At 37.5% G+C, this 15,203-nt stretch carries 13 protein-coding genes; 7 read left to right on the top strand and 6 right to left on the bottom strand.

All coding sequences use genetic code 11. The features are described 5' to 3' along the window. Nucleotides 1–282: 282 nt before the first annotated feature. From OMU_RS16190 to OMU_RS16175, 4 genes are all read left to right on the top strand, one after another. Nucleotides 283–2,964, top strand: coding sequence for an ABC transporter permease (locus OMU_RS16190; protein ID WP_016180941.1), 2,682 nt, complete (start codon nucleotides 283–285; stop codon nucleotides 2,962–2,964). Nucleotides 2,965–3,340: 376 nt separating this feature from the next. Continuing rightward, a complete protein-coding gene (gene thrS, locus OMU_RS16185; RefSeq protein ID WP_016180940.1) occupies nucleotides 3,341–5,248 on the top strand; it encodes a threonine--tRNA ligase in 1,908 nt (635 codons plus the stop codon). A gap of 218 nt (nucleotides 5,249–5,466) precedes the next feature. Continuing rightward, a complete protein-coding gene (locus OMU_RS16180; protein WP_016180939.1) occupies nucleotides 5,467–6,471 on the top strand; it encodes a nucleoid-associated protein in 1,005 nt (334 codons plus the stop codon). Nucleotides 6,472–6,533: 62 nt separating this feature from the next. Then, nucleotides 6,534–7,484 carry a P1 family peptidase gene (locus OMU_RS16175; protein ID WP_016180938.1) on the top strand — a complete coding sequence of 317 codons (951 nt, stop codon included), beginning with the start codon at nucleotides 6,534–6,536 and terminating at the stop codon, nucleotides 7,482–7,484. Nucleotides 7,485–7,770: 286 nt separating this feature from the next. Here OMU_RS16175 and OMU_RS16170 read toward each other — a convergent pair whose 3' ends face one another. The 5 genes from OMU_RS16170 to OMU_RS16150 all read right to left on the bottom strand — a co-directional run bounded on the left by OMU_RS16170 (nucleotide 7,771) and on the right by OMU_RS16150 (nucleotide 11,753). Beyond that, a complete protein-coding gene (locus OMU_RS16170) occupies nucleotides 7,771–8,307 on the bottom strand; it encodes an Asp23/Gls24 family envelope stress response protein (RefSeq protein ID WP_016180937.1) in 537 nt (178 codons plus the stop codon). Between the two features lie 73 nt (nucleotides 8,308–8,380). Then, on the bottom strand, nucleotides 8,381–8,569 hold the full coding sequence (locus OMU_RS16165) for a DUF2273 domain-containing protein (protein ID WP_016180936.1): 189 nt from the start codon (nucleotides 8,567–8,569) through the stop codon (nucleotides 8,381–8,383). A gap of 11 nt (nucleotides 8,570–8,580) precedes the next feature. After that, nucleotides 8,581–9,150 carry an alkaline shock response membrane anchor protein AmaP gene (gene amaP, locus OMU_RS16160; protein WP_016180935.1) on the bottom strand — a complete coding sequence of 190 codons (570 nt, stop codon included), beginning with the start codon at nucleotides 9,148–9,150 and terminating at the stop codon, nucleotides 8,581–8,583. Nucleotides 9,151–9,406: 256 nt separating this feature from the next. Next, nucleotides 9,407–11,149 (bottom strand): ABC1 kinase family protein, encoded by a 1,743-nt coding sequence (locus OMU_RS16155; protein ID WP_016180934.1) that lies wholly within the window; start codon nucleotides 11,147–11,149, stop codon nucleotides 9,407–9,409. A gap of 142 nt (nucleotides 11,150–11,291) precedes the next feature. Next, entirely contained in the window at nucleotides 11,292–11,753 is a 462-nt protein-coding gene (locus tag OMU_RS16150; protein ID WP_016180933.1) for a DUF441 domain-containing protein, read from the bottom strand. 152 nt (nucleotides 11,754–11,905) lie between these two features. Between OMU_RS16150 and OMU_RS16145 the strand changes: the two genes are divergently transcribed. The 3 genes from OMU_RS16145 to OMU_RS23465 all read left to right on the top strand — a co-directional run bounded on the left by OMU_RS16145 (nucleotide 11,906) and on the right by OMU_RS23465 (nucleotide 14,063). Next, nucleotides 11,906–12,856, top strand: coding sequence for an aromatic acid exporter family protein (locus OMU_RS16145; RefSeq protein ID WP_016180932.1), 951 nt, complete (start codon nucleotides 11,906–11,908; stop codon nucleotides 12,854–12,856). Between the two features lie 85 nt (nucleotides 12,857–12,941). Then, on the top strand, nucleotides 12,942–13,757 hold the full coding sequence (locus tag OMU_RS16140) for a DUF4097 family beta strand repeat-containing protein (protein ID WP_016180931.1): 816 nt from the start codon (nucleotides 12,942–12,944) through the stop codon (nucleotides 13,755–13,757). Nucleotides 13,758–13,904: 147 nt separating this feature from the next. Beyond that, a complete protein-coding gene (locus tag OMU_RS23465; RefSeq protein ID WP_016180930.1) occupies nucleotides 13,905–14,063 on the top strand; it encodes a hypothetical protein in 159 nt (52 codons plus the stop codon). 35 nt (nucleotides 14,064–14,098) lie between these two features. On the opposite strand, the gene OMU_RS16135 is transcribed toward OMU_RS23465, so the two are convergent. After that, nucleotides 14,099–14,788 (bottom strand): YoaK family protein, encoded by a 690-nt coding sequence (locus OMU_RS16135; protein ID WP_016180929.1) that lies wholly within the window; start codon nucleotides 14,786–14,788, stop codon nucleotides 14,099–14,101. Nucleotides 14,789–15,203: the final 415 nt, after the last annotated feature.

Raw genomic sequence — 15,203 nt, 5'->3', positions numbered from 1 at the left:
TTTGTAGTGTTCTTTTTTTGACAATATAGAAAGTATAAAATTTTCACATGAGTTAATTGCTTTACAACGGGAATATTCATGTCCGGCTTCACAAACTAGCTTTATCGGCAATAAGCAAAAATATTTCTAAATTTGAGAAGCAATTTAGAAATATTTTGGTCTTATTGCTCAAAAGCTGAGCGAGTTCGCGAAGCCTTTCTTAATTTTAGTTGAAATTTTTTGTGCCAGTCATGAAAACGTTTTGTGTTAGAATGAAATGGACGAAAAAACAGGAGTAGACAGATGAAAAATAAAACATATCTAAAGGCGAGTTTACGAGAAATCATTTACTCAAAAGGCCGTTTCATTTCAATCGTTTTAATTATTTTATTAGGCACATTATTGTACGTAGGGATCAAAGCAACTGGCCCAATCTTAAATCATTCGGCTAGTCAGTTTGTGGATAAGCAGGAGTTATCGAACCTGCAAATTATTTCAACTGGTGGTTTGACAAAAGAAGATGAAAAATTGGCAGAGACAGTCCCAAATGCTGAAGTCGAAAGTGGATATCAATTGTTTTATGCTGATAGTGATAAGAATCAAGTAGTGAAGCTTTATTCTTATGACAAAGACAATCAGCAGAATCAATTGATTGTAAAATCGGGACATTTGCCAAAAAAAGATAATGAGATTGTCTTGGATGAAAAAGCCAAAGAGGAAGGCTATCGTCTCAATCAAACATATAAAATTGATCAGCCAGATCAGTTGAAACGTAAAAACTTTAAAATCGTTGGATTTGTACAATCACCAATGTATATAAGTACAGAAGAACGCGGTCTTTCGAACGTCGGAAACGGCAGTGTTGATTTCTTCGCTTATTTACCAGAGAATAATTTTTCCAGTGAGATAAAATCGGTAATCTATCTCCGATTTTCAAATGTCGATGGGAAAGAAACCTATGGTAAAGCTTACGAGAAAAAGATGAATCAAAATATCGACAAAGTTGAAAAGCTTTTTGCAGAACGACCGCAAGAACGCGCGGCAGAGATCAAAGCAGAAGCAGAAAAGGATTTACTGCCAAGAAAAGTTGAAGTAACTGATAATTTGGCGAAGGCGGATGCCGGACAAAAGGAGTTGGATCAAGCCAAGGCTCAGTTAGAACAACAGGCCGTCATGGTACCAACTGGAAATCCAGAATTGGCAAAGGCTCAGGAAGAACTAGATGCACAGCAAAAAGAACTTACTAGAAACCGTGAACAACTAGTCGAGGCTCAACAAAAAATCAGCGATAGTGAAAAAGAAATCAGCGAGTTGAAAACGCCTAGTTATTCTTTTGACCAACGGGCAGACAATCCAGGCTTTCAAGAATATGGAGACCTTTCCGAGCGGATTGCAGCGATCGCTAATGTCTTTCCTATTTTTTTCTTTTTCATTGCAGCATTAATCACATTTACAACAATGACTCGGATGGTAGAGGAAAATCGACGAGAGATTGGTACTTTAAAGGCACTGGGCTATTCACGTTTTGAAATTTCGATCAAGTATATTATTTATGCTTTATCAGCAGCGGCTATAGGAATTGTTTTAGGTAGTGTGATTGGGACACATACATTGCCTCGATTAATTTTTGTACTTTCCAGTGATCGCTATAATTTTTCAGGAGTGACTGCATTTTATTTGCCGCGTCCCATCATCCAAGCCTCCATTGCTTTTCTATTTGCTAGTTTGGGAGCTGCTCTACTGGTATTGTTCCGTGAGCTGCATGAAAAACCGGCCGACCTCCTTCAACCGAAGGCTCCAAAACCTGGTAAACGGATTTTCTTGGAACGGCTCACACCGATATGGTCGCGTATGAGTTTTAACTCAAAGGTTAGCTATCGCAATTTATTTCGCTATAAATCGCGGATGATCATGGCTGTGATCGGAATTGCTGGCTGTGCTGCGTTGATGGTTGCTGGAGTCGGCTTGAAAGATTCACTAAGTTCAGTCGGTGATAAACAATTTGGCCCGATCATTGATTATGATGCGATTGTCACTCTGAAAGATCAACCTGATGAAGCAAAAGTTAATATGATCTTTTCTCAGAATAAAAAGCTTACTAGCGAATTGGCAATGATGAATCAAACCGTTGAATTAAAACAAAAAGGACAGGCCAATCAGAAACTTACCATGATGGTGCCAAAAGATCAGCAAAAGTTTATAAATTACTTGCATTTGAAGAATCAAGGTGAGAAATTTAATTTGCCAAATGATGGTGCCGTGATTACACAAAAGATGGCAGAACTGTTTAATCTAGAGAAAGGCGACAGCTTAACAGTCCATGATGAGGATCAACAAACCTTTAAAGTTAAAATCGCCAATATCGCTGACAATTATCTAGGAAACTTTTTGTATTTATCAAAGGATTACTATCAGCAGGCTCGGGGAAAAGATTTCAAAATGAATAGTTATTTATTGAAAAGTAAAAAAATGACTAAATCAGAGGAAAAAGAACTGTCTCAAAAACTGTTGAGTTCTGGTCAAGTGGTAAATACTTCTTTTATCTCTACGCAAATAGAAGCTCAAGAACAATCAATGGATAATCTTGATGGGATTGTATGGATCTTTGTCGTTTTATCAGGCTTATTGGCGTTCATTGTGTTGTATAATTTGACGAATATAAATGTTTCAGAACGAGTACGGGAACTGTCAACAATCAAAGTATTAGGCTTTTATGACCGAGAAGTCACTTCATACATTTTTCGTGAGAATTTTGTCTTTACTATTTTAGGAATTTTGTTTGGTTACGGTCTAGGGATTATTTTGACCAAATTTATTTTAGATCAAGCATCGATGGAGACTATCACATTTCCGTTAGTAATTCGCTTAGGTGCATATCTTTCGTCTGGCGGATTGACTATTCTTTTTTCCGTCATTGTAATGGTCGCGACACATTTTCGGTTGCGGCATATCAATATGATTGATGCTCTGAAATCAAATGAATAACCTTGGAAGAAAAGCGTTGACAAATATTTTTTGTGGGGCTATGCTTTACTCAATAATACAATGCAATGAAAAGGACAATATCTGAGTTTGTTTCTCGTCTCACCAGAGAAAGAAGCCATGGCTGGAAGCTTCTGAACGATAAAACCAGATTACTCCCTTTGAGCGGCCGCAAACGGTCCGGGTGATACCCGTTATCTATCTTACAAGCCAGAAAGTCTACACTTTTTGGGAACTTGGGTGGTAACACGTCTATTCACGTCCCTATTTTTTATAGGGACGTTTTTTTATTGAAAACCCTTCAGGCCTTTTGTTAAAATTAATTAGAAAAGGTACGCAGGAAAGAATATTATGAAAAAGCGGATCGGAGTTGAGTTGGATGTCAAAAGAAATCGAAATTGTTTTACCAGATGGAAGCAAACAAAAGGTGACAAAATATACCACCTTATTCGAGATAAAAAATCAGCTGATGGAAGAAGCAGTCGTTGGTAGTATTGATGGCGAGTTGGTTGATTTAGCAACTCCAGTGAAAGATAATGCTGAAATCGCTTTTTATGATTGTTCTTCTCCTGAAGGAACTACGGCAATTTGTCAGCTTGTTAGCCTCCTGCTGGAAGAGGCGATCAAGACGCTTTATCCGGAAGCTCTTTTTGCTAAGGCTCAGCGTGATGAGCAAACAGTTTGGGTCGATTTACGTGTGAATCAGCCATTGAGTGCATTGATCTTAAAAGATTTGGAGCACCATATCAAAAAGCAAATTAAAATGGGGGCTACGATTGAAAGTGCGGCGGTAAGCGTGTCCGAGGCAAGAGAAATCTTTAAAGACAATGAGTTGAAGCTATTTGCGCTGGCTGAGTTAATGGCAGATCAGCAAGTCTTTGTTTATTCTTTCGGTAATGTAACAGAATTTTTCCTTGAACCGATGGCGCTTGAATTAGCGACAGCGCAATATTTTTCATTATTAAAAGTTTCTGGCGCTTACTGGCAGGGAAACCCGGAAAATGAAATGCTGCAACGGGTCATGGGAGTTGTTTTTGCTGAGAAGTCACAGCTCCTTGCTCACTTAGATTATCTGGAAGAGTCAGAAAAACGCAGTCATCAGAAATTAGGGAAAGAGCTTGATTTATTTATGTTTTCTGAAGAAGCTCCTGGGATGCCTTTCTACTTGGAAAATGGCTTGACTATTCGGAATGAATTGCAGAGATTCTTACGAGAATTGCAGGCAAAATATGATTATAAAGAAGTTAAAACACCATTGATCTTGAATCAACGATTGTGGGAACGTTCAGGGCATTGGGATCATTATAAAAATAATATGTACTTCACGAAGGTTGCAGATGAAGATTATGCTTTGAAACCAATGAATTGTCCTGGTCATTGCTTGATCTTCAAGGATCGCAAACGATCATATCGTGATTTACCGATGCGGATGGCAGAGTTTGGCCAAGTCCACCGTCATGAATTCAGTGGTGCTTTGAACGGATTATTGAGAGTTCGGACCTTCTGTCAAGATGATGCTCATATTTTTGTACGACGGAATCAAATCGAACAAGAAATCGCCTTGGCCTTGAAAATTATTGATGAGGTTTACAAGATTTTTGGCTTTGAATATGGTGTCGAGCTTTCGACGCGACCAGATGACTTTATGGGTGAAATTGAGTTATGGGATGAAGCAGAAGCATCCTTAGGAAAAGTATTGACTGATCTTGGCTACAAATACAATATCAATGAAGGCGATGGCGCATTTTATGGACCGAAGATCGATATTCATATCAAAGATGCCTTAAATCGAAGCCATCAATGTGCCACCGTGCAATTAGACTTTCAAATGCCAGAAAAATTTGATCTGACTTATGTTGATGAAGATAATCAGGAGGCTCAGCCAGTGATGATTCATCGTGCGGTTTTTGGTTCATTGGATCGTTTCTTAGGTATCTTGATCGAGCATTATGCAGGAGCATTTCCCTTCTGGTTAGCTCCGAAGCAAGTCGCACTTATCAATGTAGCTCCGCCTCATGAGTCTGGTGTAGAAGAACTATTTCAAGAGTTTCATGCCGCAGGTATTCGTGTAGAGAAAGATTTGCGAAATGAAAAATTAGGCAAAAAAATCCGCGAGGCTGAATTACGGAAAATTCCTTACATCTTGGTAATTGGCGACAGGGAAATAAAAGAAGGAACATTTGCAGTTCGTAAACATGGCAGCGATAAAATCAAGCAAATGACCAAGCTCGAATTTATGAACTTGGTTAAACAGCAGATCCAAGAAAAAAATCATCAATATTATTAAAGCAAGATAGGTATTAAAAAAGCTGGAATTTTTCCAGCTTTTTTGATACCTATAAGCAACTAGGGAACTTTTATTAAAACAATAGTTGCCATTTTCCCTGTTTCCTGTGTATGATAGTCAGGTTGGCAATACTGTTTTACGCAGTTACGTTAAAAAAAGCTGGCTTTTTTAGCTCATAGAAAGAATTAAAAGTCACAATTTTAGAAAGCAGGGAACTTATGGATATTTATTTAAAAAAAGCTGCACTTCACATTGTGGATCGCGAATCAGGGGATCCGATTTATAGTCAGAGTGAATTAGATTTAACAAAAGAATACGTTCGTGAGTATTTGATAAAAAAAATTCAAAAGTTATCTTCCGCCCAAACCAAAACAGGAACGCTAGCAGAGGACTCAACATTTGCATTATTAAGCCAACAAGCAGAACATGATTTTTTACCCGCTAGTGAAAAAATTGTGACGCGTTGGTATGAAGCTTATAAAGAAAGTGAGGAAGCACCAAGTGCGGATGCCTTTGTCGTGTTATACGAAGAAGACACTCAACTATATTTGGCCTTTCTAAAAGTGAATTACCATGAAGGTTATACACATATCGTAGATTCAGACGATACTGGCTTGAAAAATGAATTGATCATTCATCGTGCGTTGCTTTCGGGTAAGACACAAAAAGCCGATGAAGGCATTGTAGTTAATCTGAACAATCTGAGTTATGAAGTGATCGAAAAAAAATACCCATTTTCAGGAGAAAAGCGTTTATACTTTTCAACGCAAGTGATCGAAAGTCGTCCCGCACCATCATTGGAAGAAAATGTTCGAGTGATTAAGAAGGTCGCGGAAAAAATTGGGGAAAAGTTTGAAAATCAAAAACATGATGTAATCGCTGACGTGAAGGAAGCTGTTTACGACATTGTAGAAGAAAGCGGACAGATTGATGCTAAAGTTGTGGCGCAAAAGGTTTTCAAAGACAATGTTTCAGCTCAAGTTGCGTTTCAAGAAGAAGTCGTTGAAAAAGGCTATGTGGATCAAGCGCCATTGTTGAGAGAAGTCCGTGAGATCACTGAAAAAAAATATGGCAAACAAAAATTAAAATTATCGAATGGAATTGAATTGATTGTGCCATTGGATGTTTATCGTAATCCAGAGTTAATCGAATTTATCAACAATCCTGACGGTACGATTTCTGTGACGATCAAAAATGTCGATGAAGTAATCAACCGTCTATAACAGGCGGTTGTTTTCTTTTATGGGAATAGCTAGAATTAGAGAAAATATCTCTGGAGGACAAGATGGAAGCATATCAAAATTTTTTTCATATTGGGCAATATACCGATTCTGAAGCGATGACGGGCTGCACAGTAATTCTTTGCGAAGATGGAGTTACAGGTGGCGTTTCTGTACGAGGGGGATTACCGAACACACGGGATACAGACGCTTTGAAATCTGAGAATAATCGAAAATTTGTCCATGGCGTGACATTATCTGGCGGCAGTGCTTTTGGTTTAGCCGCGAATGCTGGAATTGTGGATTTTTTAGAAGAAAACAAAATCGGACGAGATATGGGAATCACCTTTGTACCCAATGTTGTTGGTGCGAGTTTATTTGATTTACGAATCGGTCGTTCAGATGTTCGACCAAATTATCAAGCCGGACGCCAAGCGTGTGAAGCAGCATTTAACGATCAGCCATTTCAAGCGGGAAATTATGGTGCTGGAACAGGCTGCAGTGTCGGAACGATCAATGGTGCAAAAAACGCTATGAAAGGCGGGATCGGACTTCATACGATTGCACATGGAAATTTATGGGTAACCGCAGTGATTGCTGTCAATGCTGTAGGAGATGTTTTTGACGAAGAAGTTGGAAAGATAATCGCTGGTGCTCGTAAACCAGGTGAGCAGCGAATCGGCTTCTCGGAGGAGTTGTTCCTCGAGTATTATCAAAATGAAGCAGCCTTGTTTGATGGGAATACAGTGATTGGCTGTGTGATGACTAACGCGACTTTCCCAAAAGCTAAGATGAACAAATTAGCTGATATCAGTCATAATGGGATTGCGCGGGCGATTCGTCCTTCACATACAACCTATGATGGTGATACCTTATTTGTTTTAGGTGCAAATCAAATTAATGCTAGTTTTGAAGCAGTCTCGATTTTAGCGGTTGAAGCTGTTCGTCAGGCAATTGTAAAAGGAACTAAAGCTGCAGCGACCTATGGGGACTATTTAGGATATCAGAATCGATAAACAAACGGCCAAGACTAACATTGTCTTGGCCGTTTGTTTTATCAATTGATTTTAACCCTGTCTACGATTCCACTAACTTGCTAAAAGCAGAACTGGCAACTCGCGGCTAATTCGTTATAAGGAAACAATTTTTTCAAAACCTGAAAAAATTGAACCAATACTCATTCCGCCTACCATCCAACTAAACATCGCGAAGGAAGTCATGTTTTTAGGAATAATTTTTGCCAGTCCAACTAGAAGCACTGCAAAAAGACTAGCTAAGGTTCAGCTAGTCAATGGGGAAGAGTTATTTAACGCGTGGTTCTGATTCTAAATTGTCGCTGATTTTGTCTGTTTGATTGCTCAAAGCACTTTTTGCACGATTTGTTTGTTTTGAGGCGAATCTTCCAGTCGTTTGAGCGGCACTAGTAACTTTATCTTGAACAGTCTCGCTGTCTTCTTCGTATTCTGCGCGAGTTTTAATATCTACGACGTTCACATTGACTTCAATTACATCTAAGTGAGTCATTTTATTGACTTCCTCAGAGATCAATTTCTTCATTTGATCATAAATATTTTCGATGTCTTTACCATATTCAACAACAACATCCATATCGACAGCGACTTGTTGTTTGCCAACCTCTGTGCTGATTCCAGAAGTTACATCATCACTATTGACTAATTTGTCTTTGATATTCGAGAAAAATCCGCCATCTACAGTTAATAAGCCATTTACATTTTCCAAAGCAATGCCGATAATTTTTTGGATGACTTTGTCTTCATAGGTTAATTCACCTTTAATATCTTTTTTTGGTTCTGTTGGTTTGATTGTTGTGTTTTCCATTCTTTTGTCCTCCTATTGTGTTAATGGATGATTCTTTTCAAAAGAAAAGATCATGGTAATCTGATGTGTGTAACTATTTTTTTAAATAGTCATCTAAAATATGATTATTTTTTAAATAGATGCCGATAGCTACGCCGATGATCGTGATCAGAATCAATAAAATCGTTTTAAAAAAGCCGATTGTAAAGAATAGCACAGCTAAGATAAAACCGAGGATACCAAAGATCATAGGCAGTTTGTCTCGTGTTAAAAATTCTTGCATCGCTGTTCCTCCTATTCTACTCGCGGCCGAGTTACCGTTGCTTCTGATGAAGTTGGTTCAATTGCCTGTAGTTTTACTTTAATTGAAACTTTTTCTTCAGAACCTAATAATTCTCGAAGTTTTGTTTCCACGTTTTTAGTCCATTGATCTGTTTGACCAATTAAACCAGAAGTTTTCTTTAACTGACCATGAACATTTACTTTAATTCTATTTTTCGTCGCCGCTACATTGACCTTAGGGTTATTCATAAAGTCTTCCTGTTTGATACTTGTCCGAACATACCCTTCGATCGCTCGCTTATCCAGAGCTAACTCGCCACGATTTTCTTTCAAGGAGAATTTGGTTACTCTCTTTGGATAGAATATGATTACGAAGATACCGATTACCGTTAAGATCGCTAAAGCTGCTGCTACCCAAAATAAATAGAGCTGAGCATATTGATTTGTCAGCACAAATTGCTGCAGTGAGCTAAAGTCCAATGGGTTTGAAGCGATGAAGTAATAGATTGCTACAACGGATAGAAAAATGGAAAGTAAAACCAGTGAGAAAATAATCAAGATGGTTTTGAGAAATTTGTTCATACCGCACCTCCTTACTTCAATATTTTTAAATTGTTTACACTCAAATAGTAAAATGACACCCCTTTTATGTAAAAGAATCTGCCTATTGCCATAGTAAATTTCCTCTTTACATGTGGATAAAAGTAATATAATTAAGGAGATAATAACTTTTTTTGGAAATTTTCATTTTTTTTATTGAATCGGAAAAAAATGAAAGAGCATTATTTTTGAAAAAAAGAAGTGGGCTAGGAACCCACTTCTTACATAATTAAACTTGTTATCGTTCTTTCCATTTACGGTATCGACGATAGAGACTTTCAATGACTAAGAAAAGAATCGAAAGAGCTGCTACGGAATAGCCAAAGACACCAAGATCAGAGATCAAGGTATCACCTTCAGGAGATGTCTGGACCAAAATTGATGAGCCGATAACCAAAGCGGAAAGAATTAAGCCAATTACCAAACGATTGACCATTGCTTCTGCTCGTTCTAAGAAATTATGCTGATTTTTAAGCTCTAAATTTAACTTGCCCTTACCTTTAGCAAACGTATCAAGTACATTTAAGGTACGGTTAGGTATTTTTGGCAAAGCTTTTAGAGAAGTTAAGTAATCTAAACCAGTTTCTTGCAATTCATCTTTCAGATTCAATTGTTGAAGAAAATATTTTTGTGCAAAGGGGGCAACGACTTCAAATAAAGAGAGATCTGGATTAAGATCCTCGATGACTCCTTCTAGGGTACCGAAGGCTTTAATCAACATGGTGACTGAATCATCGATCTGTAGATTGTTATCATGACAGATAATCACTACTTGAGAAAATACTTTCTGCAGGTCGATTTCTTTGACAGGTAAGTTCAAATAACGATTTAAGAAATCATCTAGCTCATAAGTAAATTTCTCCTCATCAAAGCTGCCGACTTGTTTGCAAATAGCGTGAACAGCATTCGTAATTCGTTGATTGTCTTTACTATAAATGGCAATGATCGTATTACTCATCTTGGCCTGCATCTCGTGGTTGATAGTACCCATCATTCCAAAGTCGATCACGTTCAGACGAAAGGGTCGCAGCTGTTCATTGCGAGAAATGGTAATCTCATAAGGGATATTGCCAATTTTTCCTTGACGTTCCTTTGTTTTCAACTGTTGATCCTTTCGATTTTCTTCCTCGCTCATCAGCTGCAATAGAAGATTACCTGGGTGTGGATCAGCATGAAAGAAACCATCCTCAAAAACTTCTTTCATAAAATGCTCGATCAATAATTGACTAATCGTCTTTTTTAATTCCTTATAGGTTGTTTCGCCTTGGACGATTTTTTCATCCTTCGTATTGATTAGTTCCTTTAAATTTGTCCCAGGCATTAACTCCATTACGATGACTTTTTTAGAAGAGTAAGCTGGTTCCATTTTAGGAACTCGAATTTCTTTCCAATCATTGTTTAAACGATAAAATTCCTCCGCTAATTCTAGTTCTTTTTGAAAATCTAATTCATTTTGTAGAGACACACGAATCTCTTTTAAAATATTTTTGAGATCAATGACTTTGCTTTCTGGAACCCAATTGGCGATTGGGATGGCTTTTTCAAACAAAGATAGATCTAACTCGATTTCGGAAGCAATCCCAGGATGTTGAACTTTAGCGACAACTTTTTGCCCGTTTTTTAGCCGCGCATGATGCGCTTGTGCAATTGAAGCAGAGGCAAAGGGCTGTTCATCAAAGCTCTCGAAAATTTCTGTTAAAGGTAGCTCTAATTCTTTTTCAACTAAGGCTTTAACAGAGTCAAAATCATCTGTTTTCACGTCATCTTGTAATTTTCGCAGCTCTTTAGTGAAGTCTAAGGTAAAAATATCTGTCCTGACTGACATCATTTGCCCCACTTTGATGAAGGTGGGTCCTAATTCCTCGAAGGCCTTACGAACTTCCTCTGGATTCTTTTGTTGAGTAATATTTTTAACGACGCTGTAGTGGTTAACGATTTTCACGATTTGACGCAAACGAGCAGCTTTGGATTTTTCTCGCATTATTACACCCCCTAGTAGGTATTAAAGCAACTATTATGAAGAGTATGATGGATATCATTTGTTTCTATCTTACAAAAGATTTTTATGAGATACAAACAACCCCTAATTATTTCCGCTAGAAAAGAATTAGGGGTTCAAGAAATTAACGATTTGTCACGACTTGAATGACCTGCATGATGCAGTAGGTGATACCTGCGGCAATTACGGGGCCAGCGGCTATCCCTTTTAGAAAAACAACCCCCATAATCGTACCAAACACTAAAGCAACGGTAACTTCAGGAGATTGATTAATCAATCCAACCCCTTTTGAAGATAAGACCGCAACCAAAACGCCACAGAGTGTTGCAACCCAGCCCAACGGTGATTTTAAGGTGTTCAATAAATCTTTTAAGACAATATCACCAGTAGCGATAGGAACCAGGATCGTTGCTGATATTAGCGTAACACCCCAGTTGATTCCTTGTTTGTTTAAGATTGATAAAAATTTATCTGAATGGGGAATTAATTTTAAAACTAGTATCGCAAGTGTCGCGATCATTAAACTTTGATTTTTCGCAATAAGGGCGATTATTAAAATGACACCTAAAAAAAGCCAACTCTCCATTTTATTCACTCCTTCTTTGTATATATAAACTAATTTTTCTTCTATAATTAATTTGGACTTTCACAACGTATCTACTATACAAGATAATTCGTCAAGTTGCGACTTTTTTCCTAAGTGACTTTAGTGTAAGCTTTTAAGGAGGGAGGATATACATGAAAATAGGATTACGTACGATCAAGACCGCGGTGGCTGCACCTATCGCTTTATTATTAGCTGGAGGTTTAAGCTTAGAGTCGGCTGCATCAGCTGCTATCATAACGATCTTGACTGTCACCAATACTAAACGCTCTACAGCAAAGACTGCACTGAATAGACTTTTTTCATTAACATTAGCAACGAGTATTGCGGCTATCTGTTTTTCACTCTTGGGATTTCATCCAATTGTCTTCGGTTTGTATCTATTATTCTTCATCCCCTTGTCGATTCAGTTTGATTTAGCAGAGGGAATTGCCGTTAGTTCTGTTTTGATCACACATTACTTAGCAGCAGGTGAGATGCCTGTACCGTTGATCATTAATGAATACCTACTGATGATCATTGGGGTGGGCTGTGCGCTGGCCGCCAATCTTTATATGCCAAATACGGAGAAAAAAATTCAAGAAGATCAAGCAGTCGTCGAAGTTTCCATGAAAAAAATGCTGGGACAAATGTCCGCCTATCTGAATCAACCAGCTAAGGAAGAGCTTTTGCGGCAGGAATGTTTATCCTTACGCGACTTTGTTCGAGAAGCTCAAGTTCGCGCTCAAGAATATGAAGAGAATCGGTTCTTTTCTGGCAATAGTTACTATTTTGAGTATTTTGCGATGCGCCGCTTACAATTAAAAGTCCTATCTGACATGTTGCAGATATTAAATCGTCTAGATGCAGAACCAGAAGATGTGCAGGAACTACAAGAACTGTTTGAATTTACTGCTCAGACTTTAGCAGAGGACAACGATGGTGCAGAGATTTTAACGAAGATTGCTGAAACAGATCAGCGATATCAACAAAAAAAGTTACCAGAAAGTCGTCAGTCTTTCGAAGAACGAGCTATGCTTTTCCAACTTTTTCGACTATTTCAAGATTTCATTGAGATCAAAGCTGGATTTAATCGGAACAAGTGATGAGAAAGAATCAGTCTTTTGTCCCATGTAAACGGTTGAAAACTTCTTTATGATAAAGATAAGAAAACAGGTAAGGGGTATAAATATGAAAAAGATAGTTTTAGGGTTGATTTTAATTGGTGCGGCTTTAGTGTGTATTAGCAGTATGTTTGTTCACAATCGTATGAGTAATGAGACATTCACTACAACAAAGCCCGTTCGGGAATTGGTTGTAGATGATCGGAATATGCCGGTCGATATTGTGGGTGTGTCTGGGAATCGAACGCGAATCAACTATAAAAAGAGCAGAGATATCAAATACAACATTAAACAAACGAATAATACCTTAACTTTGGAGCGTAAAAGAAGTATTGGTTTTAATTTTGATTTCTTTAATTTCGGAAACAGCAGCCCTAGAGTAACAATTGAAGTGCCAAAAGCTAAGCTGAAGGATTTGCAGGTTGAAACGTCTAATGGCAAGCTGTCAACAGAAAATTTAGTGTTGGATAATTTAAATTTGGAAACTAGCAATAGCAAAATGATTATCAATGATGTCGATGCCAATAGTGTGGATGCAGAAACCAGCAATGGAAAAGTGGAGCTTTCACAGCTCAAATTTGATGATGGGTCCTTTGAAACGAGCAATGGTAAAATGGATCTTTCAGATTTGAATTTTAATGAGGGAGAATTCCAAACGTCAAATGGGAAGATTAATCTAATGAATGTGAAACCGAAAGAATCGCTTTCTCTTGAAACCAGTAATTCAGAGGTGAATGGAACGATTATTGGTAATAAAGAAGATTTTTCGATCACGTCAAAAACAAGTAATGCCTCAAACAATTTAGGCAATCAAAAGAATGGTTCAAAAGAGTTAGAAGTTAGGACTAGTAATGCAGATATTGAGATTGCCTTTGTTCGATAATTGATTTGTTAGGAGTTCTTCTAGGAATTTCAGCAAAGGGCTTGCCGTTCATGAAGAAGTTGGCGTTTCTCTTTTTATTCTCGCTATTCATTGAAGGAATGCAATTTGTCTTAAGAATAGGGGGCGACCGATGTAACGGATGTTCTGATGAATTTTATCGGTGGTTTCTTAGGAATTTGTATTTATCAAGGGTTACGGCGGATTGTTCCTGAAACAAAATTAGATAAGCGTCTCATTGCCATAGGTACTGTAATGGGGGGCCTATGTTTAGGAATGGTACTGTTTATCATTTTTATTAATCGTTAAAGACAAAGAAACTCTTCAGCAAGGTCGCTGAAGAGTTATTTTTTTTGGAAAGCATTCGTATTTCGTTGGAACCGCCATACCAAGAACGATTCAGAAACGGCTAAATATAGGAATAAACCAGCTATAATCAAGACCGCATCGGTACCAATCATTCGATAAGAAAAAACTGAGACAATCGCACCAGCGATGAAAGCCAAAACCACTAATAGAAAATGCACAAAGCGTGATTTAGCCTCGGAGTTTTTGGTAGCCAAATAATCGTAAAGATTTGTTGCGACCCCTTTTAAATTACCAGTTGTAAATAAATTTGTATAAGCAAGCCCGTTAATTTTATCAAAGGATACCCATTGAATTGCCGCAGTAAAGGCAATCATGATAGTAATAATTGCAGGATGTGGTTGTATAAAATCTAAGCTGATTATAAAAAAGACAACCGCTTCAAAATAAAGCAGAAATAATCGCCAGAAATGCATTTCCTTCTTTTTGAAATAATCAATCATAAATTTTGCTAAAAGAATTCCGATAAAAAAGAATAGGGTGGAAAGCATTTTTTTTCCAACCATGCTCCACTGCCGATCGTAGGCTTGAATGATTGCTAAAATTATATTCCCCGTTTGGGCTGAAGCGAAGGCGCTGTAACGAATATAGGTATAACTATCCATCATTCCGCCAATGAAGGTCAATAGCAATCCGACCGAACGATTCTCATGAAAACTAGTAGTCATTTGTTACTCATCTCTTTTCGCTGACTATCTTACCATATTTTTTCAGAAAAATGATAATCAATATCATAGGTATTTTCATATATTAAATTATTCAGCGGATTAAGATAAAATTTTATGCGATTCACAATCAGCTCTTGAATTTTCTAGTAAAAAGCTGATATAGCAGAAAACGTACATGAATTTTTCATAAGAATCATTTAAAAGTTTCCTCTTTTTAGCAGCCGAAAACAAATGATTTTATTTTTGATGGAAATATAATTCGGATTATTGGCTTTAATAGATAGAATCTTAAAAATAAATTAATGTTATTGGCTTATTTCACGAATGATTAGAAGGAAAAGAACAGCGAGTGAAGATATTCAAAAGGTGCTCTCTTTTTCGAAAGAATGTGTTAGAATGAAAATGCTTTTTATCC

It is taken from the genome of Enterococcus avium ATCC 14025 (genome assembly GCF_000406965.1).
Classification (GTDB): domain Bacteria; phylum Bacillota; class Bacilli; order Lactobacillales; family Enterococcaceae; genus Enterococcus_A; species Enterococcus_A avium.
This window is presented reverse-complemented; position numbering and strand designations above follow the sequence as displayed.

What these genes read in the sequence shown, in the direction of transcription:
- OMU_RS16150 (WP_016180933.1), bottom strand. Translation starts at nt 11,753, where the DNA reads ATGGAGAGTTGGCTTTTTTTAGGTGTCATTTTAATAATCGCCCTTATT.
- OMU_RS23465 (WP_016180930.1), top strand. Translation starts at nt 13,905, where the DNA reads ATGAATTTTATCGGTGGTTTCTTAGGAATTTGTATTTATCAAGGGTTA.
- OMU_RS16155 (WP_016180934.1), bottom strand. Translation starts at nt 11,149, where the DNA reads ATGCGAGAAAAATCCAAAGCTGCTCGTTTGCGTCAAATCGTGAAAATC.
- OMU_RS16165 (WP_016180936.1), bottom strand. Translation starts at nt 8,569, where the DNA reads ATGCAAGAATTTTTAACACGAGACAAACTGCCTATGATCTTTGGTATC.
- OMU_RS16170 (WP_016180937.1), bottom strand. Translation starts at nt 8,307, where the DNA reads ATGGAAAACACAACAATCAAACCAACAGAACCAAAAAAAGATATTAAA.
- OMU_RS16145 (WP_016180932.1), top strand. Translation starts at nt 11,906, where the DNA reads ATGAAAATAGGATTACGTACGATCAAGACCGCGGTGGCTGCACCTATC.
- thrS (WP_016180940.1), top strand. Translation starts at nt 3,341, where the DNA reads ATGTCAAAAGAAATCGAAATTGTTTTACCAGATGGAAGCAAACAAAAG.
- amaP (WP_016180935.1), bottom strand. Translation starts at nt 9,150, where the DNA reads ATGAACAAATTTCTCAAAACCATCTTGATTATTTTCTCACTGGTTTTA.
- OMU_RS16175 (WP_016180938.1), top strand. Translation starts at nt 6,534, where the DNA reads ATGGAAGCATATCAAAATTTTTTTCATATTGGGCAATATACCGATTCT.
- OMU_RS16135 (WP_016180929.1), bottom strand. Translation starts at nt 14,788, where the DNA reads ATGACTACTAGTTTTCATGAGAATCGTTCGGTCGGATTGCTATTGACC.
- OMU_RS16140 (WP_016180931.1), top strand. Translation starts at nt 12,942, where the DNA reads ATGAAAAAGATAGTTTTAGGGTTGATTTTAATTGGTGCGGCTTTAGTG.
- OMU_RS16180 (WP_016180939.1), top strand. Translation starts at nt 5,467, where the DNA reads ATGGATATTTATTTAAAAAAAGCTGCACTTCACATTGTGGATCGCGAA.
- OMU_RS16190 (WP_016180941.1), top strand. Translation starts at nt 283, where the DNA reads ATGAAAAATAAAACATATCTAAAGGCGAGTTTACGAGAAATCATTTAC.